The sequence below is a fragment of the Gulosibacter sp. GYB002 genome (assembly GCF_036577665.1).
Classification (GTDB): Bacteria; Actinomycetota; Actinomycetes; order Actinomycetales; family Microbacteriaceae; genus Gulosibacter; species Gulosibacter hominis.
This window is the reverse complement of the sequence record NZ_JARBDD010000013.1, coordinates 14,917-38,082: the sequence shown is the minus strand read 5'-3', so window position 1 is coordinate 38,082 and position 23,166 is coordinate 14,917. Positions and strand designations below refer to the sequence as shown.

The window sequence follows — 23,166 nt, the reverse complement described above, 5'->3', positions numbered from 1 at the left end:
ACGAACTAGCATTCGACGACGTTAACCGCGAGCCCGCCGAGCGCGGTCTCCTTGTATTTTGCACTCATATCGCGGCCCGTTTCGCGCATCGTGACGATCACATCATCCAGTGACACAAAGTGTGACCCATCACCCATCATCGCCATTTTTGCCGCGTTCACCGCGGTGGATGCCGCAATCGCATTGCGTTCAATACAGGGAATTTGCACGAGCCCGGCAATCGGGTCGCAGGTGAGCCCGAGGTGGTGCTCCATCGCGATTTCGGCAGCGTTTTCAACCTGCGGGGGAGTGCCGCCGAGCACCTGCGCGAGCCCGGCGGCAGCCATGGCCGAGGCTGATCCCACCTCGCCCTGGCAACCAACCTCGGCACCCGAAATGGATGCGTGGCGTTTAATAAGTCCCCCGATTGCGGCCGACGCGAGCAAAAAGTCGGCGATCACGGCCTGTTTTTGGGTCGCATCCCAATGTTTTGCACCGGGCAGATAGTGGGTGGCATAGAACAATACGGCCGGAATAATTCCGGCGGCGCCGTTGGTTGGGGCGGTCACGATACGCCCGCCCGAAGCGTTTTCTTCATTGACGGCCAGTGCTACGAGATTCGTCCACTCTTGCCAGAACCGTTCTTCGCGATCGGGATCAAGCTGGCGCAGACGAGTGTGCCATGCGGGTGAACGGCGATGCACCTGCAGTCCGCCCGGAAGCGGTCCGCTGCGGCGGATCGCCGAGTCTTTGCACGCCTCCATCACCTCCCACAGTTCGTTCAGGCGCGCCCGCACCTCGGTTTCGGGGCGGGATGCGCACTCGTTCGCCAGCATCAGCTCGGCAACCGACAAGCCCGTTTCAGCGCAGGTCTGCAGCAGCTCCGCACCCGAAGTGAACGGATGCGGCACGGCGACGGCGGCGCCAGCTGCGGCACCCTGGCCCTCGAGTTCGACCGCGCCGCCACCGATCGAGTACCAGGTCTGCGTGAGCAGTTCGGTGCCGTCGGCACCCACCGCAGCTAACCGCATCCCATTGGTGTGCCGCGGCAGGATGGTGAGCGGGCGCAGCACAATATCGTCGACGCCGAGTTTGATGGGTACCGACGCTTTTCCGAGCTGTTCGGCGACGCGCACGATGCCGGTGGTGTGCTGGCGTTCGCGAGCAGCATCAGCCTGGTCGGGGAGTGTTGCGGAGGGATCGTATCCCTCAAGCCCCAGCAGCACCGCCTCGAGGGTGCCGTGGCCCTTGCCCGTGGCTGCGAGCGAACCGAACAGGTCGATGCGGATTGTGGCGAGGTTGGCGAACCGGTCGTCGTTGACCAGGGTTTGCACAAATGCGCGCGCGGCCCGCATTGGGCCGACAGTGTGTGAGCTTGAAGGTCCCAGACCGACCTGAAACAGCTCAAAGCAACTGATATTCACGGGCAAGATGCTAAACGGCGCGGCTGCCTGCTTGCTGGGCTATTGCTGGGGTTTGGATGCTCGCAGCGGATGCGTTGGCTGCCGGGCGCGGCTGCCGGTTTGGGGTGCTTGTTTTGGGGCAGATTCGTCATTGTGTGGATGCGCGCGCTCGGGTATAGTTGTCAGCTGGCTCACTTGGGTTCCCCTCGAGTGAGACCGTGGCGAGTTGCTGACAAGCAGCGCTTGCTGCAGACAAGAGATCTTGGGCGACGCTTCCCGGCGTCGCGGTATTGAAGGAGAAACCATGGCAGCAGTGTGCATGGTGACGGGAACCACCCCCGGTTTCGGTCACAACGTATCCCACTCACACCGTCGCACCAAGCGTCGGTTCGACCCGAATATCCAGAAGAAGACGTACTACGTGCCGTCGCTGAAGCGTAAGGTGACCCTCACGCTCTCGGCCCGTGGCATCAAGGTCGTCGACGCCCGTGGCATCGACGCGGTGGTTGCCGACCTGATCAAGAAGGGTGTGAAGCTCTAATGGCGAAGAAGTCACAGGACGTCCGTCCCATCATCAAGCTCCGCTCGACCGCGGGTACTGGCTACACCTACGTCACGAAGAAGAACCGTCGGAACACCCCCGACCGCCTCGTGCTGAAGAAGTACGACCCGGTGATCCGCAAGCACGTTGAATTCCGCGAGGAGCGATAGATCATGGCGAAGAAGAGCAAGATTGCAAAGAACGAGCAGCGCAAAGAAATCGTTGCCCGCTACGCCGAGCGTCGCGCGCAGCTGAAGAAGCAGCTCATCGACCCGAACGGCACCGACGAGTCGCGCGAGGAGGCCCGCGTGGCACTGCAGAAGCTGCCCCGCGACGCCTCGCCGGTGCGCGTGCGCAGCCGCGACGCCATCGACGGTCGTCCCCGTGGTGTGCTCTCGGAGTACGGCATCTCGCGTGTCCGTTTCCGCGAGATGGCGCACCGTGGCGAGCTGCCCGGCATCCGCAAGTCGAGCTGGTAAGCACCGCTTTTTAACTCACGCACGAGCCGCATCCTTTTCTCTTGGGGATGCGGCTCGTCGCGTTTCCGCCGGGGACGCGCCGCGTTGCGCTGCCGCCGCTGTGCACCCGACGTCCGCCCACCCGCCGTCTGCCCACCCGCCGTCCGCCCACCCGCCGTCCGCGCACCCGACGTCCGCCCAGGTACACCGAAACCGCTCGGGTACACCGCTATAGGGGTGGCTTCCGGTGTTTGCGGTGTACGCGAACGACGCGCGGGGTGCACGTCGCGCCCCCAGCGCTGCGTCGCGCCCCCTCGCTGCGTCGCGCCCCCGCGTTGCGCCGCGCCCCCTCGCTTCGTCGCGCCCACCGGGCTTCGCCCCCGCGCATCTGCGGGATTTGTGTGTCTCCACGTCAAGTGTGTGTGCTGTGCCACGTACAAATGACGCGAACCCACACAGAAGGTGGGGAGAGTGGTCAGCGGTCAGAGCGGTGAGAGCGGTGGGAGTGGTGAGTGGCGGTGCTGCTGGTGTGCGGCATCGCGCTGTGCTCACTGCCGCGCCACGCCGGGCTTCGGCCGCCGCGTCGCGTCCCGCCCGCGTCTACGCACCCGTGGTGCGCCGTGAAAGCCACCGAAAACGCTGGGGTACACCGCTATAGCGGTGGCTTCCGGTGTTTGCGGTGTACCCGAGTGGCCGCGCTGGTGCCTACAGAGTTGCACCACAGCGGCGGCGAGTCGCGCGCTCCAAGCTCAAGCGCACGCGCGCCCTGGAAACGGCGAAGGCCGCCCCAAACGGAGCGGCCCACGCGGTTAGCAGCAAAAACTACTTCACAGCGTTCTTGAGCTTCGAACCAGCCGAGATCTTGACGCCCTTCGAAGCGGGGATCTGGATCTCTTCCTTGGTGCGGGGGTTGCGGCCCACGCGAGCGGCGCGCTGGGTCTGCTCAACCGAAAGCCAGCCGGGGATGGTGACCTTGGTGCCCTCAGCAGCGTGCTTGGCGAACTGCTGGAACAGTGCGTCGAGCACACCGTTCACGGTGGCCTGGCTCTGGCCGGTCTCAGCGGCGATCGCTGCGACGAGGTCGGTCTTGTTAACGGTTGGCTTCTTCTCTGCCATGGGTCCTCCTGGGAATTCTGCGTCCACGGATGCGGTCGCAATCCGGGTTAGGTTAGGTCGTGCCCGGCACTTCATCTGTGCAGCGCAACGTCGCCAAACTAGCACCGTTCAGGTGAGTTGCCTGTGTTTTAGCGGGTTTTGGATGAATTTCGTCACGATTTTCGGCAATCTCCCGGGTAAATCGCCCGAAAACAGTCGAAATCGGCCATAAACAGCGGCACTTCCGGCATCGAAATCGGGTGCCAGGGATGCGTGGGTCTTTCGGTTGCTGAGGGGCACGGTTACGAATGTGAATGGGCTGGCGTCAGAGACGCAGGGCCGACCCTTCTGATTCCCCTACCAGATCAGGTGTGCCCACCTGGTGTCAGGGATGCGCACCAACCTCTCGATGAGCGCATGTGGACGGTCGACTGCCGGGAATGCGCGGGCCGACTAGGCTGGTAGGCACCATGTCAGTAGCGGATGAGCGCCTGGGGCGCACGCGCGTTCAGCGCAAAGGATCGGGCCTCGATGAGGCGACGCTGAATCGCGTCAGCCAGGCAGGGTGGTCGCCGCTCACCCGGGATCTCATCGTGTGGGGCCCGGCGGCGCTGGTCGCGGTGGCTGCTTTTGCCACCGTCATCGGTCTGCTCATCGGCGGCGCTGCAGACCCACTTCAGGTTGGCGATCCAGGCCCGGTGGTTCGCTGGGGCCTGCCGTTTGCACGGCTGCTTTATAACCTCACCGCCTCGCTCACCATCGGCGGTTTGGTGGTGGCGATGTACTGTGCCAGCCGATCCGAACCTGAGCATGAGCGGGCGATGCAGCTCGCCCAGGGCGGTGCAGCTGGCTGGACACTCGCGACGATGTTTGCGGCGGTGATGTCGTACCTGTCGATTTCGGGCGTGCCCTTCTCGACTTCGTCCGACTTCGGTGCGGGCCTGTGGTATTTCATGCGCGGGCTTGAAGCGGGCCAGCAGTGGCTGCTCAACACCATCATGGTGCTGATTTTGAGCGTCGCGGTGTTCGCCACCCGCAGCCGCTGGGGCACCTGCCTGAGTACGCTCTACGCGCTGCTTTGTCTGTGGCCGTTGGCGGCGCAGGGCCACGCTGCCGGTGCCTCGAATCACATCACCGCGGTGGGCGGCATCACGCTGCACTACACCGGTGCGGCCGTGTGGCTGGGCGGGCTTGTGGCGGTGGGTGTCGTGGCGGCACTCGCGCCCGCGCCGCGTCGCCTGCCGCTGCTCGAACGTTATTCATCGCTGGCGCTGGTGGCGTTTTTTGTGACTGCCACAAGCGGTGTGGTCGCCACGTTCATCAACGTCGGTGATCTTTCGCGCCTGTTCACCACGGGATACGGCACGCTCATTTTGATCAAGACCGTGCTGCTGGTCATCCTGGGGATTTTTGGTGCCGCTCAGCGGCGGCGATTCATTGACCGGATGCGCGCGAATCTTGTCGAGGGCAACACCAGCAGGCGCCCGCTCGCCTGGCTGATCGCGGCCGAGATGCTCGTGATGGGTGCGGTGGCCGGTATTGCCGCGGCACTGGGACGCACCGCATCCCCGCAGCCGCAGCTGACCGCTGACCAACTGGATGCACCCACGCCCGCTCAGCTGCTCAGTGGCGACCGGATGCCGCCCGAGTTTGAGTTTTCGAAGCTGTTCACCGTGTGGAATCTCGAGCCGGTGTGGACGACGCTCGTGGTGATGGGGCTCATCTACTATGTGCTGGGCGTGCGCCGGCTGCGCAAGCGCGGCGATGATTGGCCGCTGTGGCGCACGGTTTCAGTGTTTATTGGCGGTCTCATCCTGCTTTATAACGTGAACGGTGCGCTGTTTGTTTACGGCCGCTTCCAGTTTTCGTTCCACATGACCGAGCACATGATCCTGTCGATGATCATCCCGATCTTCCTCGTGCTTGGCGCCCCGATGACGCTGCTGTTGCGTGCCGTAAAGCCGCGTTCGGATGGCTCGATGGGGATACGCGAGTGGATGCTGCTGCTCGTGCACTCGAAATACGCGGCCTTCTTTTCGCATCCGATTGTGGCGGGCGTGAACTTTGCGGTAGCGCTGCTCACGTTTTATTACACGCCGCTTTTCCGTTGGGCGGTCACCGACCACGTCGGCCACATGTGGATGGTTGCACACTTCCTCATCGTCGGTTACCTGTTTGTTGAGTCGCTCATCGGTGACGACCCGAGCCGCACCCGCGCTCCGCACGCGATGCGGCTGATTTCGCTGGTGCTGGTGATGACCTTCCACGCGTTCTTTGGTCTTGCGGTGATGGTCGACACGAACCTGCTGGTTGCTGACTGGTTTGGTGTGACCGGCCGCACTTGGGGCCCGGCGACGGCGCTTGAGGATCAGCAAATCGGTGGCGCTATCGCCTGGGGCCTTGGTGAATTCCCGACGGTGATGCTTGCGGTGCTTGTTGGGGTGCAGTGGGCGCGTGTCGACACCAAGCGGGCCCGCACCTACGACCGTCGTGCCGCGCGCGATGAGGATGCCGAGCTGGCTGCCTATAACGCCCAGTTGCAGGCGCTTGCTGACCGTGAGGCAAAGTCGGAATGACGGTTCAGCTCACCCCTGAACAGCAGGGCGTGTTCGATGCGATTGAGAACACCACCGAGCATCTGTTTGTGACCGGCCGGGCCGGCACGGGCAAGTCGACGCTGCTCAATCATCTTTCGTGGCACACGCAGAAGCAGCTGGTTATTTGTGCGCCCACCGGGGTTGCGGCGTTGAATGTTGGCGGGCAGACGATCCACTCGCTGTTTAAGTTGCCGATTGGGGTGATTGGTAACCAACCGATTGAGCAGCCGCGTGAGGTGCGTAAGCTGCTGCAAAAAATTGACACGCTCGTCATTGATGAAATTTCGATGGTGTCGGCCGACCTGCTGGATGCAATCGATCGGTCGCTGCGGCAGGCGCGTCAGCGTCGCGCCGAGCCCTTTGGCGGGGTGCAGGTGGTGATGTTTGGTGATCCGTTCCAGCTGGCACCGGTGCCGCCGTCGGATCCGCAGGAGCGTGCCTGGGTCGAAAAAAACTATCGCTCGATGTGGTTTTTTGATGCGCATGTGTGGCGGGAAGCCGAGATGCGCATCCACACCCTGCGAGAAATTCACCGGCAGCATGACGAGGAGTTTCGCCAGCTTTTGACGGCGGTGCGGTATGCGCGGGTGACGGCGCCGATGGCGCAGCGGCTCAACGAGGTGGGTGCGCGGCAGGCTCCGCAGGACGGCATCATCACGCTTGCCTCGCGCAATGCGACGGTGAGCCGTATTAATGCGCGCGAGCTGGCGCGGCTGCCGGGCCAGTCGATGACCGCCGAGGCCGAGATTGTGGGTGAGTTCACCGGGCGCGCGTTTCCTGCCGATGAGCGGCTTGAAATCAAAGAGGGCGCGCAGGTGATGTTCCTGCGTAACGATCCGGATCAGCGCTGGGTGAATGGTTCGGTGGGCACGGTTTCGCGTATTAAGCGCACCGTTTATGTTGAGGTTGACGGTGAGGAGCACGAGGTCGAGCCGATTGTGTGGGAGAAGCTGAAGTACAGCTACGATCCGGGCACGAATGAGCTGTCACGGGATGTGATTGGCGAGTTTCACCAGTTCCCGCTGCGGTTGGCGTGGGCGGTGACGATTCACAAGTCGCAGGGGAAGACCTATGACCGGGCTGTGGTTGATTTGGGTGCCCGCGCGTTTTCGCCGGGGCAAACCTATGTGGCGCTTTCTCGCATCCGATCGCTTGACGGGCTGTATCTGACGCGCCCGCTGCAGCCTAACGATATTTTTGCGGATGAAAACGTGCTGCGGTTCATGCACGAGGTCGCCGAGGCGCGGCGCGCGGCTGTACCGGGACTTGATAATTTATTGAATAGCAATGCTCGCTAAAAGCCGAGTGCCTTGAATCGGAAGTAGCGCGAGGGTCTAAATGGTATTCATTGGATATATATTCTATGAGGGTTCATGCGCGTGAGACCTCCAGGTTATAGATTTAGCAAGTCAGCCTGGTTGGAGGAGTTATGCCGTATGACTTTGAGACCCAGCATAAATTTGGATTTGCGACCCAGTTGCGAGAAACATTCAGAAATATCTGGATTCCGGTAGGGTTACTAATTGGCCATATCAGGTTCGGTTGCGACAATCGAACCCGTGATTAGTGCTCCAATGGCTAGGAGGGCGGATAGGCTTGTGCTAAATATTGCGATGATGAACCTGATTCGCGTTTGCGTTTGTATTCAGTGCAAGAAAGAAGAAGGACAGCACGCCAAGTGCCATCGGAAGGATCTGGAAAGTTAGGTTGAAGTCGCTGAGTCGCTCGTTCAATAGAACCGTGTCACCATTTGGTGTGATTTGAAAATATTTACAGTTTGCGCCGAGCGGAAATAATGAAAGCTCGCTTTTGATGTCTAGGTTCTCGTGGATGCCTTCGGGTGCATAATTTGGACATCTGTGTATCTCGATTCCTATCGAATTAATCAAGTACAGTGCAAGGCTGATTGCTCCGAGTATCGCAGAGGTGAGCATTACCGCTAGTCGTATTCTCTTTCTGCGCTGCATATGAAGTCTCCTACGTCAATGTAGTCAACATAGCGATGGTGTCACTCGTCGTAGCATATGGATCGAGTCTGAGAGGTCGCCGAGGCGCGGCGCGCGGTCACTGCGAACGGGCTGTTGCTGGCGGAACCCGGACGGGACTCCCGAGCCCAGACGCTTGCGCAGGCGCAGCGACAGGAGGCGTTTGATCACTTCGGGCTCGGCTGCGTTCGGGCTGGTGCGTGGTCGGGATGAGGGGTCGTGCATGGGTTCACCGTGCCGGTAGCGATCGGCCCGGCGTTTGGCTAGGCATACCGGATCCGTGCGGCGACTTCAGCGATGGGCAGGTCGTGGTTAGCGACCAGTTCCGTGACTTTCAGGCGGTGACGTAGGGTCAGTGCTGAGTTCGAGTGAACCATTGAGAGGACTGCTTGTGTGGGTTGGTTGAATCTTGATTACATTTCCATTCCACACCAGAGGTCTTTCTCAAATCCCCCGGTTCACACAATCTCAACCAACTTCTCCGATCAGTACAACTAGCCGAACACTTGGAACCCCGATTCTGCAACGTCGGCTGGGATTCCCTCGTGCCAGTGCAGCTCCCCGGTACCGGGCGTCATCGCGATCGTGATGAGCGTCTGCCACCGGTCGGCGAGATTCGGCGAGTCGGCGGGACGCATGCATACAGGCGCCGCCGCGCTGGCGTCGCCGCACATCGCGTGCGCAAGTTCAGCTACTTCGGCAGCGGCGGCCACCGGCGCGGCCACCGACTTGAGGTGCGCGAGCCGCACGTCTGTAGTCGACTGGGTTGAGGCTGTGTCGCCTGTCGCGAGCACAGGGTCGAGGAAGTGGTTCGTGTGTGCAAGTTGGCCGCCCGAGCCGCGCACAAGCGCGACCCCCGCGGGCGAGAGTTCGATGCTCGCCGCATCCCCCGCCGGTTTCGCCACGCTTGGCGCCTCGAGCACCGTCAGCACAGTCGAGGCGCCGAGCGGCGCGCCTTCGGCAATCGCGAGGGCTTCCTCAACGGTGTCGGCCTGCTCGAGTATGCGCCGCGCGACCGCGTGCACGGGCACGCCCGCGCCCTGCGCATCCCGCTCGTGACTCAGGATATTGAAGAACAGCGCGAGGTTACCGCCCATGCCGATCTTCGCGAGCATGCCGACCTCGGCGAAGGTGCGCACGCATCGGCCTCCGACGTTGGCTTCGAGCAACACGGCGTCGGGCACGAGCTCGGCGTGCCAGTCCCAGGTTTGGATCCCCATCGGTCCCTCAGCGGCGAGACGCACGACAGTGGAGCACTCGATCGCCTCCTGTGGGGCGTGCGCGAGCACCTCGGTGCGGGCGATGAGTGCCGCGAGGTCAAGGAGGCTCACGCCCGAGCCCGCGGCAAGCCCCCGAAGCTCATCGGCCTGTGTCTGGGCCCACTCCTCGAGCTGCGCGAATGACTCGCGGGCGACGCGTGCCACCGTATCGGTGTCAACGCCGAGCTCCCCGAACGCCCAGGTATAGCGTTCGACGGAGTCCCGCACCTGCTCGGCCAGGGCGCGCCCGTATTCCTGGCCGCGGTGGTACGGATCGGTCTCGACGAGCCGTAGTTCGTGTACGCGCATCAGTTCTCTCCCTAATTGTTCGGCTGTTCGGACAGAGGCAGGGAATCCATGAGTTTCGCAAGGTCGGCGTGCGGACAGCCGGGCAAGGGTTCGCCGCCCTCCCCTGCAAACTCGTCGCGTACCCGCCTGCGAATCTCGCTGGGTATGTCCTGGCTTAGTTTGAACACCGCTTGCTCTCCTGTGATCTCGATGCCAAACGCGACAACGCCGCCGATGATGGTGCGAAACACGTCGCGCGAATCAGACATGTCCCACTCGTGTTTTCGCGTGGCCTCGAGCTGGCGAACGGTCTGCTCAACGACTCGGAGCGCCCCCTCGTCATCGAACATCGTCACTCGGCCTGTGAGATGCACTGCCGTGTAGTCGACCGTCGGAACCGATTTCGGACGTTCGTAGAGGGTCGGCGATACGTATCCATGCGATGAAGTGTGGATGAGCAGCACCTCGGGGTTTTCAAGCATCCGTTCCCAGTGTGGGTTAGCGCGGCCGATGTGTGACCAGAGCATCTGGCCGATGAGCGATTCGTGATCGGTGGGATTGAGATCGGGCGGAAATACGACAGGCACGTGCGTCGCGATCGGGGCTCCGGTCTGCGAGGTGACGGCGACTGCGAACGGCGTTGCCGCAACGAAGTTGACTAGTGCCTTGCCGTCGGGCGCGTGGTATGCAGGGTAGGTGTACACGGTTATCGCACGCTTTCGATAATGGCGTTCCACATGGCTTCCGAAGCGATGGCGCCGACCGAGGCAACGCTTGGGCTCAGGGTCTTGCGTGCGTCGAAGCTCGGTAGCTCAACCTCGTCGGTGGTCACGAGGAACAGGGTGTCGCCGTCGAGGGCGGTATGGAAGGGTTGAATCGCGCGGTGCATTGACGAGTGCACCTGCGTCGCAAGTTGCGCGAGGTCGACATCGTTGACTTTCGCGTTCGTCACGACGGTCGAGATAGTAGTGTTGCCGGGCTGGTAGGGCGTGGCAGCGCTGGTCGGGTCAAAGGCGAGCATCCCGTCAACGATCGGATGGCGACGGCTGCCGTCGGGCTGCAGGTTGCCGCGCAGCACTCGGCCGTCACGATCCATGACAACTCCGACCGCGTTGACTACGACGATCGCAAGCACCTTGAGCTCGCCGACCTGCACGAAAGCGGCACCCTGACCAGCCCACTCGGTCGAGGTCGGGCTCATCTTGCCACAGCTGGCCGCGACGCCTGCGCCGACGCGACCGATCGCCACGTGCCCCGGCACCGCGTTCGCGTGCGCAGCACGGCCAAGAGCATTGTCGGGGGTGATCGCGTTGTCGCGCACCGCGAAGTCGTAGATGCAGGCGCCCGAAACCGGCACTAGGTCGGCGAAGCCCGTCTTGCGGCCACGCTCGGCCATGATCGCATCGGTGACGCCGCTCGCCGCGGCGAGACCCTGCACCGAGCCGCCTGTGAGCACGATCGCAGAGTTGTAGCTATAGCGCCCTGTGATACCGACCGCCCCGCCTCGGTCGTCGATCGCGGTGCGGGCGCCGCCCTCGAACTCAATAACGGTCACCCCGGTCGGCCCATCCGCGTACTCGGCGACGCCGACGCGAACGCCCGGGAAATCGAATTCGACGAGCTCTCGCGGCGTACCCGGCACCGGCGTACGTACCGCGTCGTCGTTGATCTCGAGCCCGGCGAAAGTCGACCGTTCGGTGGTGCGTGGCCCCGCATCCCAGTCGGTTTGCGGGAGCAGATTGAGGTTCGTCATTAGTCCTCCAAAAGTGATCGTGAGTAGGGATGCTCGGGGCCGGCCGCGAAGTCGGCGGCTGACGAATGTTCGACGACTTCGCCGCTGCGCAGCACGCAGATCGAGTCGGCGATGTACTGAACGACGGCCATGTCGTGGGTGATGAACAGTGCGGCGAACCCGTGCTCGGCCTGCAGCCGTCGTATGAGTTGCAGGATCTGCGCCTGTACGGACACATCGAGTGCGCTCACCGCTTCGTCGAAGACAATGAATTCAGGATGCGTGACGAGCGCGCGGGCAATCGCGACGCGTTGCCGCTGCCCGCCCGAAAGCTCGTGCGGGCGGCGATCTCGCAGCTCGGGTTCGAGCGCGACGGCCTCGAGCATCTCGTCGACGCAGCGCTCCACCACTGCGCGGTCGCGTGTGCGCACACGCAGTGGCTCGGCGACCGACGCGCCAATCGACATGCGCGGGTTCAGCGCCCACACAGGCTGCTGCAGCACCGCCTGCATGCGCCCAGCGAGCCTCCGTCGCGTGAGCTGACCGCCGTCAAAGCGCACAGTGCCGCTCGTCGGGTCGCGCAGGCCGAGCGCGACCGACGCGAGGGTCGACTTGCCCGAGCCTGATTCTCCGACGAGCCCGAGCGTTTCGCCCGGAGCAACGCTGAGCGACACAGCGTCGAGGGCGACATTGCGGGTCGCCCCGCGGCCGAAAACCACCGACACCTTATCGAACTCCAACAGAGTCATCTCACATCTCCTGCTCAGTGATCTCGCCGATCCGAATAAGCTGCGTGTACGTGCGCACTTCAACGTTGCGGTCGAGGCGCGAGGGCAGCGCGTCGAGCAGCGACTGCGTGTAGGGATGCTTTGGCGTCGTGAGTACCGTCGCAGCGAGCCCGTCTTCGACGACCCGGCCCCGGTACATGACGACAACGCGGTCGCACCATTTTGCGACGGCCTCAAGGTCGTGACTGAGCCAGATCACGGTCGTGCCAGCCTCGTCGGCGAAGTCGAAGATGAGCTGCAGGACCTCACGGCGCACGTTCGCATCAAGGGATGCGGTGGGCTCGTCAGCGATGAGCACGCGGGGTCGGCGGGCGATTGCGAGGGCGACGGCGACACGCTGCGCCATACCGCCCGAGAGCTCATGCGGGAATCGTCGCAGCACTCGTTCCGGTTCGCGGATGTGTACCCGCTCGAGCAGCTCCCCGAGCGAAGCGGCCGACCTGTCGCCGCCAAGGTCGCCGACGATGAACTTGAGCTGCTTACCGATGCGCTTCGTCGGATCGAGGGTCGCAATTGGGTCTTGCGGAATGTAGCCAAGCACGTCGCGGCGCAGCTGTCGCAGCTCACGCCTTGGTAACCCAAGCACCGAGCAGCCGTCGACCTCGATGTGCCCGGAGACGTAGCGCGCCGTGGCAGGCAATAGGGCGCCGATCGCGGAGCCAATCGTCGACTTCCCGCTGCCCGATTCGCCGACAATCGCGATGCGTTCGCCCGCGCTAGCATCGAAGTTGACGCCGTCGAGCGCACGCACGGAGCTGCCCGCGGTCGCAAAATCTACCGTGAGGTTGTCAATGGTGATGAGTTTCATGAGATATCCACCGCGGTTCGGGGTTCGAGGCGGTCGCGCAAGGCGTCGCCGAGAAGGTTCACCGAAAGAATCGCGAGCACCATCGTGCCGCCCGACGCGATCAGGATCCACGGCGCCGTGAGAAGGTACACGTTTCCTTCGCTCACAAGCAGACCAAGCGACGATGCAGGCAGCTGCACGCCATAGCCGAGGAACGATAGCCCGCCCTCGACGAGGATCGCAACGCTGAACGCGTAGGTCGCCTGCACGATGACGGTGCCCGACACGTTCGTAAGCAGGTGCCGCACCATGATCGCGGGCGCGCGCACGCCAGATATTCGGGCGCTCGTCACATAGTCTCGACGCATTACCTGCGCGGCGGCGGCCGTGACCATCCGCGTCATGAGTGGCAGGGTGACGAGCACGATACTCGCGATCGCGGCCGGCCAGCCGGGGCCGTAGGCGGCGGCGATGAGCAGTGCGAGCAGAATCGCGGGGAACGCATAAAGCACGTCACCGAGCCGCAGCACGATCTCGCGTACCCAGCGGCCTCGGTACGCCGCGACGATGCCAAGTGCGATCGCGAGCACCGAGGTGACGAGCACCGCGATCACTGACATGAGAAACGTCGTGCCGATTCCCTCAAGCAGCCGAGCAAGCAGGCTGCGACCAAGGCTGTCGGTGCCCAGCGGATGCACGAGCGAGGGCGGCTCGAAGCGACCACCGACGGTCGACTCGCCGTCGCTGAGGCCGGGCACGAGCTGCCCTAATACGCTTGCGACCACGAGCGCGACGAGCACGAGCGCGGCGAACCAGAAGATTGGGTCGCGTCGGCGGGCGGTCATGTGCGGTCTCCCGTCGTAGCGACCCGCGGGTCGATACGGCTCGAGGCGAGCTCGACGAGCATGCTCGCGACGACAAACACGATAGCTGCGAACATGACGACAGCTTGCACGACTGCGAAGTCGCGCCGATCCATCGCGCGGAGCATGTACGAACCGACGCCGGGGACGTTGAACAGGCCCTCGACAATGACCGCTCCACCGAGTAGTTGGGCGAGCAACGTCGCCGCGAGCGTGAGTATCGGAATCGACACGTTGCGCAGCACGTGACGGCGGATGATCGTGCCGGGGCTGTCCCCTCGGGCCTTCGCCGCTTGGATGTACGGCTCGATGAGCACCCCGAGCGTAGCGTCGCGGGTCGTACGGGCAGTCGCGGCGGCGCAGAATACTGAGAGCACAAGAGCGGGTAGCAGCAGAGAACCGATCCCCGCGAGAAAGTTCTCAGTGACAGGGGTCACCGCCCCGATAGTGATTCCGACCGGGATCATCGAGAACACGAGCACGACGAGCGCACCGAGTACGAACTCGGGCACGCTGATCGCTAGACCGCTCACAACGCGCGATACAACCGCGCCGCCGCGGCGATGTGCTCGTACCGCCTGCCAGATGCCGAGCGGGATCCCCACAGCGAGCGCCATGACGAGCGCGAGCACCGCTAAGGACGCTGTCACGGGTAGACGGAGTGCGAGTTCGTCGACAACCGGCTGCCGCGAGATGATCGACGTGCCGAGGTCGCCTTGCAGCACTCTCGTGAACCAGAGTCCGAACTGCGTGAACAGGTCTCGATCGAGTCCGAGTGTGCTCACAAGCGCTGCGCGATCCTCCTCCGAGGCAAGAGGTCCGAGCAGCACTCGTTCCGCCTGTCCTGGCACGAGCCGCACCGAGAGGAACACGACGATCGCGATTCCGAGCAGCGTGATGAGTCCCGTGGCGATTCTGCTAAGCACCCAGCGTGCCATGGCGCTATCCCTCAGTCAGGCGGTATTCGGGCACGCCGCGGAGGAAGTCGCCATAGCCTTCGCCGCCGAGGATACTCGCCTGCAGCTGATCGCTGCGATAGCCGATGATGGTGGGGCGGGTGGCGAGCGGAATCATCTCGGCGTACGTGTCGACGAGACGGCAGACCTCGGCGAACGCGGCATCGCGCTCCTCACCGACGGGCAGGCGCTGCGTCTCTGCGATCGCGACGTTGAGGTCTTCGTGCGACTGTGTGAAGCCGGCGTTGAAGAACGCCTTGTCTGGGTTCCACCACGATGTCACCATGGCAGCGTCGCCGTAGCCGGCGAACCAGCCAAGGGCCATCTCAAAATCGCCCGGCTGCGTCGAGTAGACGCGTTCCGAGTAGGTGCCATAGTCGAGCGTATCGAGGTTGACGGTCGCGCCGGCCTGCTCGAGCTGCTGCTTCACGACCTGGCCGACGGCCGACAGTGAAGGGTCACCACTGTAGATCAGTAGCGTGAACTCCTGGCCCTCGAGCGCCGTGGTATCGATCTCGGCCGAGTACGACGGCAGCGAGTCGGCTGCACAGGCGCCGGGGAGGTTCGCGGGTGTAACGGCGGTCGGTGAACCGGCGCCCGCAAGCGCGATGTCGACGATCGTCTCGCGGTCGAGCGCGGCGTTCACTTTCGAGCGCAGCTCGTCGTCGACGAACGGGGAGTCTGGGTTCACCGTGTTGAGGATGACGTAGAAGTAGTCGCTCTGTTCCTGGCTCACAGCGGTGACATCACCCGTCGACGCAAGCAGGCTCAGCGCGTCCGGGTTCGCGAAATTAGCAAAGTGGGTTGAGCCATCACGCAGAGCTGCGAGCCGGGTCTGGTCGTCGCTGGCGATCTCAATCTCAACGCCGTCAACACCGAGCGACTCGGCGTTCCACCACTCAGAGTTCGCCTCAAACGTCCACGATTCGTCCTGTCGGTGCTCGACCATCGTAAAGGGTCCGCTGCCGAGCATCTCGATGGCGGGGTCGAAGTCGCCGGCCTCGAGCTCCTGCATCGGCAAGATAGCTGCCGGAGTGTTCGCCAGCGCGGCGAGCAACGGGGTGTACGGTTCGGCGAGCGAGATCGTCACTTCGTTGGTGTCTCCCTCGGATGTGTTTTCGATCGATTCGATCGGTCCCAGCTGAGCCGACCAAACGGTGCCAAGCTCCTGTAGACGTTCAAGAGAACCGACGACGTCATCTGCCGTCACCTCGCGACCGTTCGAAAAGGTCGCACCGTCGCGCAGCGTGAAGACGTAGGTCGTGTCGTCGACCTGCTCCCATGACTCCGCGAGCTCGGGCTGTATCTCGAAATTCGGACCCATCGTGACGAGTGACTCGTACACGAGCCCCTCGATGCTCCACGAGCGGGCGATCTCAGCGACTGCCGGGTCGAGTCCACCTACCTCGGCGGTGTCGTAGTCAAGCTGCAGTTTCAGGATTCCGCCGGTCGATTCGACCGACTCGTCGACCTGGGCGACGTAGCCTTCGGTATCGGGGCCGTTGGAGGTGCCCCCCGTGAATGTGGCAGAACAGGAGGTGAGCAGGAGCGCGACGGCAGTGAAGCCGCCGACCGCAATGGCGGGAGTTTTGTTTCGCACGGTGGGACCCTTCGTGTCACTTTGGCACGGCTCAGCCAACGCATCGTTGAGTGATTGAGCCGTTGCCGGATCGTTCCGGCATTGCCCGAGCATACGTCGCTTCGACGCAGATGGTCAAATCGACTCAACGCCGCGGAACGATTCGGCAGCGGGCGCGCCCGGTGTGCTAAAAACCTTGCATGGCCAAAAGAACAGTGACGATCCAGGATGTGGCGCGGTACGCGGGAGTGTCCCGCACAACAGTTTCCGATGCCCTTAATGGAACTGGCCGCGTCTCCGAATCGACTCGTGAGGCCGTCACACGCGCCGCCGAGGAGCTCAGATACCGACCGAACACTGCCGCGAAGTCGCTGCGCACGTCTACGACCGGCACAATCGGCATCCATCTGCCCGAGGCGATGACCCGCATCGACTACTACTTACAGATCATTTTCGGGGCGCTCGAGGCCGCAGCTGCGGCCGACGTCGATGTCACGCTCATCACGTCGCGCCGGCTCGGCAGCAACGCACGTCCCCGAGTAGACGGTGTGATCGTTATAGACCCGCTCAGTGACGACGAGATCGCGCAAAAGTTGCTCGATCTCGACGTGCCGATCGTGACGCTCGAGCAATCCCCAGGCCAGCGGTCCGACGGTGTGGTCACCGCGGACCACGAAGGCGCGCTCACCGAACTGCTCGAGCACCTTGGCGACCTCAACGTGCGGGCGCCCGCACTCCTGGCCTCCCCGGCCGTCACCGACTGGGGTGGGCGCATCCAGCAGCGCTACCGCGAATGGTGCGCTGAGCGCGGCCTTTCGGCCCTTATCACCGAGCGGCCCTTTGGGTCATCGCCAGCGGCATACGCGGAGGCGCTGCGCGACCTATTCGCGCTGCGCCCCGACATCGACGCCGTCGTCTGCGGCCCCGAAGGGTCGGCGCTCGTCGCCCTAGATGTGCTCGAGAATCTCCACAAGCGGGTCGGCCGGGACGTGCTCGTGGCCGCCCTCGTCGACAACACGTCGCTCGTCTACACCGACCCGCCTATCACCGCGATCGATCTCGCCCCCCGCGCCGCGGGCGCCTCTTGCGTCGAGGTGCTGATCGACCTGGTGCGAGGTCGCCGGCCGCGCGGTGGTGCCGACGTGCCCCTGCCCATCCGAGTAGAATATCGCGCCTCGACGGCGGGACGCGCTACGAGTCATCGATAATCGACCTCACCGTCGTCGTGTCGTAGGTTGCATCTCACGCACCCGTGTCGACTGCTCGGATCGTCTAGATACACTTTCGGGAAGGGTGGTTAACCGGGTGATGGGTCGGTGGCCTGCGCATGCAGTATGAGGTCGGTGATGATTACGTTTGGCGAGCACGCTGAGTGCCGCGAACTATTGGACCGCGCGGCGTAACACTCCCGCAGTCGTGGCAGCGGTTTCATCGTCATGGATTTCCGCGTACGTGACTCGGGAATGATCATCAACCACGGTGTGGATAAAGCAATACCCCAACAGTGGGTGCCGGTGCTGGCTGCTGCGGGGGGTCTTTGGTTGCTGCCCGGTTTCGGACACTTTGCAGTTCGCCGACATACCGCCAGTCGCCACCATCAGGGATGCACCCGAACTTGGTTACGTCGGTGTGGAGCAAGTCCCCGGGGTTGGTGTGCTTGTGGCGGCGGACTGTATCCCCGGTTCACACAACCTCAACTAGCGTCCCAGGTCAGTGCAACCTGCCGTTGTCGCTCGGGCAAAAAAGCGGCGTACTAGTGCGGTTTGATGAACGGCCGGATTGCTCGTTCGAGCTGTGCGACGGGTGCATCCACGCCGAGCACCTGCGACCAGGCTGTGACATATTCTTCAAAATAGCGATGGGCGTGCCCGCCGGGGGTGGCGAGCGAAAGTGGCATATCAGCCGAAATCTGCCAGAACGACACCCACGGCCACCAGCGCATCCGGTCGGTGACGTCGTGCCCGCGCGGTTCTTCAAACCACACCGGCTGTTTCCAAATGAGCGAGGGATGCCACCACACCACCGGGTCGCTCGGGTGCTGCAAAAAAATGGTTCGGCTCTTGCTCCACGGTGCATAGGGTTCGCCGGATGCGTTATGCGTCACGTCACCGGGGCGGTTCGAAAACCGAATGAGGGCACCGTTGCCGATATCGGGCCGGATATAGGGCGAACCCGGGTTGCGTGCCTCGGTGAGCTCCTGCCAGATGGGGGAGAACTGGGGAGTGCCCGCCCACACTGCGCCGGCGAGTGAGTTGACCATATCGGTGGCATTTTCGAACGTTGAGAGGCCGCCGAACGCGCCGAGCGATTCGCCTGACATATAGAGTTTCGGCCGGCGTTCGGGTGGCAGCGTGTCGAGATGGGCGCGCACTTCGCGATAGAGCGATTGTGCGGTCAGCTGCGGTGAGCGCCGGTCGGCAATCAGCGCCAGGGCGCTCGTGAGCACCGTGTACTGCATCGAAACCATCGCGCAATTGCCGCGGGTGAGATATTCGATTGCCGCCATCGACCAATCGTTGAGCCAGCCGGTTCCGGTGCCGACAAAAATTACCAGATGGTCGCGTTCAAATCCGCCGGCCCGGTCGAGTTCTTTTACGGCACGCTTGGCGGCCGCGGGGATGCTCAGGCGGGCTGCGAGACCGATGTAGGCGCGCACTGGTTCCATCGCCGGCTCATTCCAGAATGCCGCAATGTCGGCGCGGCGGGGGCCGTCGGAGGCGATCGCGCGGCCGTGCCGCCCCAGCCCGCCGTAGCTTTCGAGGGATGCGCGCGACCCGGAACGTTCGGGTTCGGTGGGGGGTGTCCGTCCTGGGAGCGGGAGCAGGTTTTTTAGTTCGGCGGCTGCCTGCACGCGGCTGAACACCTGCGAGCGGATCAGGTAGCGGCTGATGCCATAGACGAGTGTTGACACCACGAGGAATCCCGATAGCGGTGCCGCCAGTGCTGGTGCGATGCGGCGAATGAGGTTGTGTGCGCGTGCCGATGACACCTGCATGAAGCGCACGAAACCGACCGTCAATGCGGTGTTGGTGGTGCCGATCACGAAGCCGGCGATCTGTTCGAGGTTGCTCTGCGGCTTTTGCTGCACGAGCTGAGCAATTTCGCGCTGCCGTTCGCTGGCGTTGACCAGTGCCACGCCGGTACCAGCGGCGAGGGCTGAGAGTATGGCGGTTTGGGTGATGCGTTCGGCGGTGGCGCTTCGCAGGCTGGGGGTGCTGTGGCCGTTGCGGCGCAGGGCGTTGCGTATTGCGCGGGCACCCGAGCCGATGGCGTAGCCGTACATTTGTGAAAGGCTGACGCTGCCGGCCGTGGTCCACCAGCGCCGCGGCAGGAAGCTCGGGCCGAGCGCGATCCACGAGGCAGTTTGACCGCCAACGAGTCCCCACCAATTGGGGAGCAGGGGTGATAAGCGGCGGGCGAGGTGGCGAACTCTGGGTTCGCTGCTGGCTGTTACAGGATTTGATTGCGCTCGCGCGGTGGTTTTGCGCAGCCGTTTTTTGGTGCGATGTGACTCGCTGCGGCGGTTGCGGCGCGCGAATCGAAACATGCGCTCCATTATTCACGAGCTGGGCGAACGGTGCCGAGACCTTCTACGTAACTTGCGGCAATGCATCCTGAATTACCCCTTGCGTAATCCCACGCATACAAATAAGTTGCACCTACAAGCAATTTAGTAATGGGGTAACGCATGACCGCATTTGAAGGACTCACCGTAGGTACGTACACCATCGACCCGACCCACACCGAGATCAGCTTCTCGGTGCGCCACCTCGCCATCTCGAAGGCAGTCGGCACATCCCGACTGTCCGCGCTTTTCGCACGGGCAAGCCGCTAGAGCGCCAGGTAGTAAACCACCGCCAAGATGACCGGCAGCACAATATCGACGGTCGCGATGGTGATGCGGGCGCGACGGGGAATCCGCGGCCGGGTGGCCAAAATGATCACCACCGCCGCCAACACCGGAGTAAAAATCACGATCAGTGTCGAAGTCAGCGACATGGTGCGTTCATTGCACTCGGCCTCGGTGGCGCATCCGGCATTGAGCGACATGATGCCCGCATACATGGCAAAGGTGCAGACAAAGCTCGATATTGCCGCAAAAATTGAGCGCACCACGATCGGATCAAACTCGGGCAGCCCCGAAATACGGTGCGCGGCGCGGTCGTGAGCGAGTGCGGATGCGTCGTCGGGCACGACGAAATCATCCGGCAGCGGAGTGAGATCGTCATCATCGGTCATGGCCTCAACCATACGACCGATCTACGGCCAGCAGGCACTTACCGTGCTGTCAAGTGTCCGCCTGGTAAGCGTCGGATGACCAAAGCGCTAATGCTCGGCGAAAACTCGTGCTCCCCGGCCAGTTGGGCCGATACGGCTGCCTAGTCTGGCTGCGATTGTGTCGCTCGATAGGCACAACTTTGGCCAGATTACAACTTTGGCCACAACACAGCTTGACCACAACACAGTGAGGAGCGCTCCGTGCCACGTTTTCCCCAAGTCACTCAGCGAACTACGACGTTGATCGCCGCGACCTGCATGGCATTTGGCGTCACCGTAGCCACGCCCGCCTTCGCAGCCGATGAGCGCAGCTCGTTCGACTCACCCGCGCTGGCGTCGGTTAATGAGCTACCGAACGTGGCTGACGAGAAGACCATCCCGGTCGACCCGCGTCCCGGCTTCCGTGTGCTTCCCTATCTGCAGAAGCCAGCTGCTGACCAGATGACCATTAACTGGTTCAGTGAACAGGGCAATGACGCAACCCTCATTGTCACCGGCCCCGGACTCCCCGAGGGCGGTAAGAGCTTTACCGTCAGCGGTAAGCACAACCCGGTCACCCAGTACCAGGACTATGAGCTGAACCAGGGCGATTACACCCACAAGGGCGGCGACGGCAGCATCGTGCGCTCGGTGCCGAAGGGCAGCTGGGTTCGTGCCAATGGTTCGTACAAGTACAGCCAAACGATCACCGAGTTGCAGCCGAACGCCAACTACAGCTACGCGGTGATCCTCGACGGCTACCGCCACGACGCCACTTTCTCAACCGCGCCAAGCGCCGGAAGTGATTTGGATGAGCGGCTCTACGTCGTCGCCATGAGCGACTCGGAGACCGAGCCCCGCGGTCGCGTGCGTTACCGAGAGTGGGAGCAGACCCGCGAGCTGGGTGTCGAATCGGAGGCGCGACCCGGCCAGGGCTCAGCCTATGACACCCGCTTCGGTGGCAGCGAGCGTAACGGTCAGTATGCCGTGAACTATATGCTCACCGAAGACGACGGTCAGTACTACAACAACCAGATCATCGCCGAACGTCAGCCCGATCTGCTGCTCATGCCCGGTGACCTCGTTGAGCAGGGGTCGAGCCAAACCCACTGGGATGACTATTTCCGTAATTTCGCTGGCGATCGCGGCCACCTGCTCGACAGCATCCCCGTATTCACCTCGCTCGGAAACCACGAAGTGTACGGCTACGGAAAGCCCGAAGACCGCAGCTCGATTGTGCGCTCGCGGATGTATTACAACCACTACTTCGACACCTTCGGTTCCGATAACCCGAACGCGATGGATGCCTACCACCGCATCGACCAAGGCAAGGTAACCTTCATCTCGCTTGACGTCACCAACGGTCAACCCGACTCGACCAAAGACGAGGCACAGGAAGACCCCCAGCAGCGCTCGGCCCACACCGACGAAAACCTCACCCCCGAGCAGTACGGTACCGACACGCAGGGTGTGTTCACGCTAGAGGAATACCAGCGTGACTTCCACGTGGCCCAGGACAACAACTGGATCGATGAGCCGGTTGAAAACCAGCAGCCCGACCAGCCGAGCTTCATGCCTGGTTCTGAGCAGTACAAGTGGTTCGAAGCTCAGCTACAGGATGCGCGCGAAAAGGGTCAGATTATTGTCGTGCAGTGGCACCACGTTGCCTACTCAAACGGTGTGCACGGCACCCCGATGGGCAATGAGTTCCCGGATGACCAGCCGGGTGTTGCCACCCGTCACCTCCAGCCGCTCATCGAGAAATACGGCGTGGCCGCGGTGATTTCAGGCCACGACGAGATGTTCCAAGCCAGCTACGTCGACGAAAACAACGACGGTATTGGTGTTTACCACTGGGATGTGGGGGTCGCCTCAGACGGCCTGCGTGCTGACAAAAAAATCAAACTTGAAGACGGCAGCTACGAGCCACAAAACTTCAACACGCACGAGGTGTGGTCGGCTCAGCGAGACGAACCCGAGGTGTGGCAGACCAACGAGAATGGTGTGCAGCACCTGGTTTCGGGTGGTAAGCACTATGGGCACCTTGACATGGTGTTCGACAAGTACACCGGCAGCTGCACTGACATCGCGTCGCAGCTGACCATGACCCCGGTCGCCTCGTTCCCCATCCTTGATGACGACTACAACGTGGTTCGCACTGAACGGCGCGAACTGACCGGCGGTGTGCAGCACGTCTACTTCAATGCGGCCGGTCAGCCGGTGAGCGAGAACGATTGCGACACGACGGCTCCTGAGCCGACCGTCGAGCCGACGGCTGAGCCCACCGGTGAACCGACCGCTGACCCCACGTCTGAGCCCACCGCCGAGCCGACCGCTGACCCCACGTCTGAGCCCACCGCCGAGCCGACCGCTGAGCCCACGTCTGATCCGACCGGCGAGCCGACGGCCGAGCCCACCGGCGAGCCGACGGCCAGTGAGGCTCCCACGCAGGATGCCGATAGCCTCGCCACCACCGGTAACGAGGGCGCACTTGGCCTGCTGACGTTGGCGGCCACTACGCTCGCCGGTGGCCTGCTGCTGCGCGGCCGGCGCCGCCAAGCTAAATAACGCGGCAGTTAGCCCAAATCCAACGAGGGGG

General features: G+C 63.0%; 21 protein-coding genes and 1 pseudogene. 8 read left to right on the top strand and 14 right to left on the bottom strand.

Features of this window, described 5'->3' with window-relative positions; translation table 11 throughout:
• Positions 1-5: 5 nt before the first annotated feature.
• Positions 6-1,403: an L-serine ammonia-lyase gene (locus PV375_RS07280; protein ID WP_332106749.1), complete on the bottom strand. Its 1,398-nt coding sequence runs from the start codon at positions 1,401-1,403 to the stop codon at positions 6-8.
• 283 nt (positions 1,404-1,686) lie between these two features.
• Here PV375_RS07280 and rpmB point away from each other — a divergent pair, with 283 nt between their 5' ends.
• From rpmB to rpsN, 3 genes are read left to right on the top strand one after another with little or no spacing between them, the layout of a single operon-like run.
• Entirely contained in the window at positions 1,687-1,923 is a 237-nt protein-coding gene (gene rpmB / locus PV375_RS07275) for a 50S ribosomal protein L28 (RefSeq protein ID WP_332106748.1), read from the top strand.
• The gene (gene rpmG / locus PV375_RS07270) at positions 1,923-2,093 is read left to right on the top strand and encodes a 50S ribosomal protein L33 (RefSeq protein WP_068483925.1); all 171 of its coding nucleotides are present in this window, start codon (positions 1,923-1,925) and stop codon (positions 2,091-2,093) included. Before rpmB ends, rpmG begins: the two co-directional genes overlap by 1 nt.
• 3 nt (positions 2,094-2,096) lie before the next feature.
• Positions 2,097-2,402, top strand: coding sequence for a 30S ribosomal protein S14 (gene rpsN / locus PV375_RS07265; RefSeq protein ID WP_201518049.1), 306 nt, complete (start codon positions 2,097-2,099; stop codon positions 2,400-2,402).
• A gap of 801 nt (positions 2,403-3,203) precedes the next feature.
• Here the strand turns inward: rpsN and PV375_RS07260 are convergent.
• Entirely contained in the window at positions 3,204-3,497 is a 294-nt protein-coding gene (locus PV375_RS07260; RefSeq protein WP_201518048.1) for an HU family DNA-binding protein, read from the bottom strand.
• A gap of 449 nt (positions 3,498-3,946) precedes the next feature.
• Here PV375_RS07260 and PV375_RS07255 point away from each other — a divergent pair, with 449 nt between their 5' ends.
• A complete protein-coding gene (locus PV375_RS07255; RefSeq protein ID WP_332106747.1) occupies positions 3,947-6,052 on the top strand; it encodes a cytochrome c oxidase assembly protein in 2,106 nt (701 codons plus the stop codon).
• A complete protein-coding gene (locus tag PV375_RS07250; protein WP_332106746.1) occupies positions 6,049-7,371 on the top strand; it encodes an ATP-dependent DNA helicase in 1,323 nt (440 codons plus the stop codon). Before PV375_RS07255 ends, PV375_RS07250 begins: the two co-directional genes overlap by 4 nt.
• A gap of 303 nt (positions 7,372-7,674) precedes the next feature.
• On the opposite strand, the gene PV375_RS07245 is transcribed toward PV375_RS07250, so the two are convergent.
• The 9 genes from PV375_RS07245 to PV375_RS07205 form a co-directional block, all read right to left on the bottom strand.
• Positions 7,675-8,040: a hypothetical protein gene (locus tag PV375_RS07245; RefSeq protein WP_332106745.1), complete on the bottom strand. Its 366-nt coding sequence runs from the start codon at positions 8,038-8,040 to the stop codon at positions 7,675-7,677.
• A gap of 512 nt (positions 8,041-8,552) precedes the next feature.
• Complete coding sequence (locus PV375_RS07240) at positions 8,553-9,626, bottom strand: C45 family peptidase (protein ID WP_332106744.1); 1,074 nt, start codon at positions 9,624-9,626, stop codon at positions 8,553-8,555.
• Between the two features lie 11 nt (positions 9,627-9,637).
• Positions 9,638-10,342: an FMN-binding negative transcriptional regulator gene (locus PV375_RS07235; RefSeq protein WP_332106743.1), complete on the bottom strand. Its 705-nt coding sequence runs from the start codon at positions 10,340-10,342 to the stop codon at positions 9,638-9,640.
• A complete protein-coding gene (locus PV375_RS07230) occupies positions 10,312-11,358 on the bottom strand; it encodes a P1 family peptidase (protein ID WP_332106742.1) in 1,047 nt (348 codons plus the stop codon). The genes PV375_RS07235 and PV375_RS07230 overlap by 31 nt, the downstream gene beginning before the upstream one ends.
• Positions 11,358-12,086, bottom strand: coding sequence for an ABC transporter ATP-binding protein (locus tag PV375_RS07225; RefSeq protein ID WP_332106741.1), 729 nt, complete (start codon positions 12,084-12,086; stop codon positions 11,358-11,360). Before PV375_RS07225 ends, PV375_RS07230 begins: the two co-directional genes overlap by 1 nt.
• Before the next feature lies 1 nt (position 12,087).
• Positions 12,088-12,933, bottom strand: coding sequence for an ABC transporter ATP-binding protein (locus tag PV375_RS07220; protein WP_332106740.1), 846 nt, complete (start codon positions 12,931-12,933; stop codon positions 12,088-12,090).
• Complete coding sequence (locus PV375_RS07215) at positions 12,930-13,757, bottom strand: ABC transporter permease (protein WP_332106739.1); 828 nt, start codon at positions 13,755-13,757, stop codon at positions 12,930-12,932. The genes PV375_RS07220 and PV375_RS07215 overlap by 4 nt, the downstream gene beginning before the upstream one ends.
• Positions 13,754-14,713 (bottom strand): ABC transporter permease, encoded by a 960-nt coding sequence (locus PV375_RS07210; protein WP_332106738.1) that lies wholly within the window; start codon positions 14,711-14,713, stop codon positions 13,754-13,756. The genes PV375_RS07215 and PV375_RS07210 overlap by 4 nt, the downstream gene beginning before the upstream one ends.
• 4 nt (positions 14,714-14,717) lie before the next feature.
• Entirely contained in the window at positions 14,718-16,331 is a 1,614-nt protein-coding gene (locus PV375_RS07205; RefSeq protein WP_332106737.1) for an ABC transporter substrate-binding protein, read from the bottom strand.
• Positions 16,332-16,510: 179 nt separating this feature from the next.
• Between PV375_RS07205 and PV375_RS07200 the strand changes: the two genes are divergently transcribed.
• A complete protein-coding gene (locus tag PV375_RS07200; RefSeq protein ID WP_332106736.1) occupies positions 16,511-17,518 on the top strand; it encodes a LacI family DNA-binding transcriptional regulator in 1,008 nt (335 codons plus the stop codon).
• A gap of 180 nt (positions 17,519-17,698) precedes the next feature.
• Here PV375_RS07200 and PV375_RS10560 read toward each other — a convergent pair.
• Together PV375_RS10560 and PV375_RS07190 are read right to left on the bottom strand one after the other, a co-directional pair.
• Positions 17,699-17,993: pseudogene (locus PV375_RS10560) on the bottom strand (IS481 family transposase); the annotation flags it as partial.
• 70 nt (positions 17,994-18,063) lie between these two features.
• Positions 18,064-19,857: an alpha/beta-hydrolase family protein gene (locus PV375_RS07190; RefSeq protein ID WP_332106735.1), complete on the bottom strand. Its 1,794-nt coding sequence runs from the start codon at positions 19,855-19,857 to the stop codon at positions 18,064-18,066.
• Between the two features lie 141 nt (positions 19,858-19,998).
• Between PV375_RS07190 and PV375_RS07185 the strand changes: the two genes are divergently transcribed.
• Positions 19,999-20,145, top strand: a complete 147-nt coding sequence (locus PV375_RS07185) for a hypothetical protein (protein WP_332106734.1) — start codon at positions 19,999-20,001, stop codon at positions 20,143-20,145.
• On the opposite strand, the gene PV375_RS07180 is transcribed toward PV375_RS07185, so the two are convergent.
• Positions 20,142-20,549, bottom strand: a complete 408-nt coding sequence (locus PV375_RS07180; protein ID WP_332106733.1) for a hypothetical protein — start codon at positions 20,547-20,549, stop codon at positions 20,142-20,144. The genes PV375_RS07185 and PV375_RS07180 overlap by 4 nt on opposite strands.
• 240 nt (positions 20,550-20,789) lie before the next feature.
• Between PV375_RS07180 and PV375_RS07175 the strand changes: the two genes are divergently transcribed.
• The gene (locus PV375_RS07175; protein WP_332106732.1) at positions 20,790-23,135 is read left to right on the top strand and encodes a metallophosphoesterase; all 2,346 of its coding nucleotides are present in this window, start codon (positions 20,790-20,792) and stop codon (positions 23,133-23,135) included.
• Positions 23,136-23,166: the final 31 nt, after the last annotated feature.

Coding starts and splice junctions, on each gene's coding strand:
- rpmB (WP_332106748.1), top strand. CDS start 1,687: ATGGCAGCAGTGTGCATGGTGACGGGAACCACCCCCGGTTTCGGTCAC.
- PV375_RS07245 (WP_332106745.1), bottom strand. CDS start 8,040: ATGCAGCGCAGAAAGAGAATACGACTAGCGGTAATGCTCACCTCTGCG.
- PV375_RS07220 (WP_332106740.1), bottom strand. CDS start 12,933: ATGAAACTCATCACCATTGACAACCTCACGGTAGATTTTGCGACCGCG.
- PV375_RS07240 (WP_332106744.1), bottom strand. CDS start 9,626: ATGCGCGTACACGAACTACGGCTCGTCGAGACCGATCCGTACCACCGC.
- PV375_RS07225 (WP_332106741.1), bottom strand. CDS start 12,086: ATGACTCTGTTGGAGTTCGATAAGGTGTCGGTGGTTTTCGGCCGCGGG.
- PV375_RS07255 (WP_332106747.1), top strand. CDS start 3,947: ATGTCAGTAGCGGATGAGCGCCTGGGGCGCACGCGCGTTCAGCGCAAA.
- rpmG (WP_068483925.1), top strand. CDS start 1,923: ATGGCGAAGAAGTCACAGGACGTCCGTCCCATCATCAAGCTCCGCTCG.
- PV375_RS07180 (WP_332106733.1), bottom strand. CDS start 20,549: ATGACCGATGATGACGATCTCACTCCGCTGCCGGATGATTTCGTCGTG.
- PV375_RS07185 (WP_332106734.1), top strand. CDS start 19,999: ATGACCGCATTTGAAGGACTCACCGTAGGTACGTACACCATCGACCCG.
- PV375_RS07250 (WP_332106746.1), top strand. CDS start 6,049: ATGACGGTTCAGCTCACCCCTGAACAGCAGGGCGTGTTCGATGCGATT.
- PV375_RS07210 (WP_332106738.1), bottom strand. CDS start 14,713: ATGGCACGCTGGGTGCTTAGCAGAATCGCCACGGGACTCATCACGCTG.
- PV375_RS07260 (WP_201518048.1), bottom strand. CDS start 3,497: ATGGCAGAGAAGAAGCCAACCGTTAACAAGACCGACCTCGTCGCAGCG.
- PV375_RS07230 (WP_332106742.1), bottom strand. CDS start 11,358: ATGACGAACCTCAATCTGCTCCCGCAAACCGACTGGGATGCGGGGCCA.
- PV375_RS07190 (WP_332106735.1), bottom strand. CDS start 19,857: ATGTTTCGATTCGCGCGCCGCAACCGCCGCAGCGAGTCACATCGCACC.
- rpsN (WP_201518049.1), top strand. CDS start 2,097: ATGGCGAAGAAGAGCAAGATTGCAAAGAACGAGCAGCGCAAAGAAATC.
- PV375_RS07215 (WP_332106739.1), bottom strand. CDS start 13,757: ATGACCGCCCGCCGACGCGACCCAATCTTCTGGTTCGCCGCGCTCGTG.
- PV375_RS07200 (WP_332106736.1), top strand. CDS start 16,511: ATGGCCAAAAGAACAGTGACGATCCAGGATGTGGCGCGGTACGCGGGA.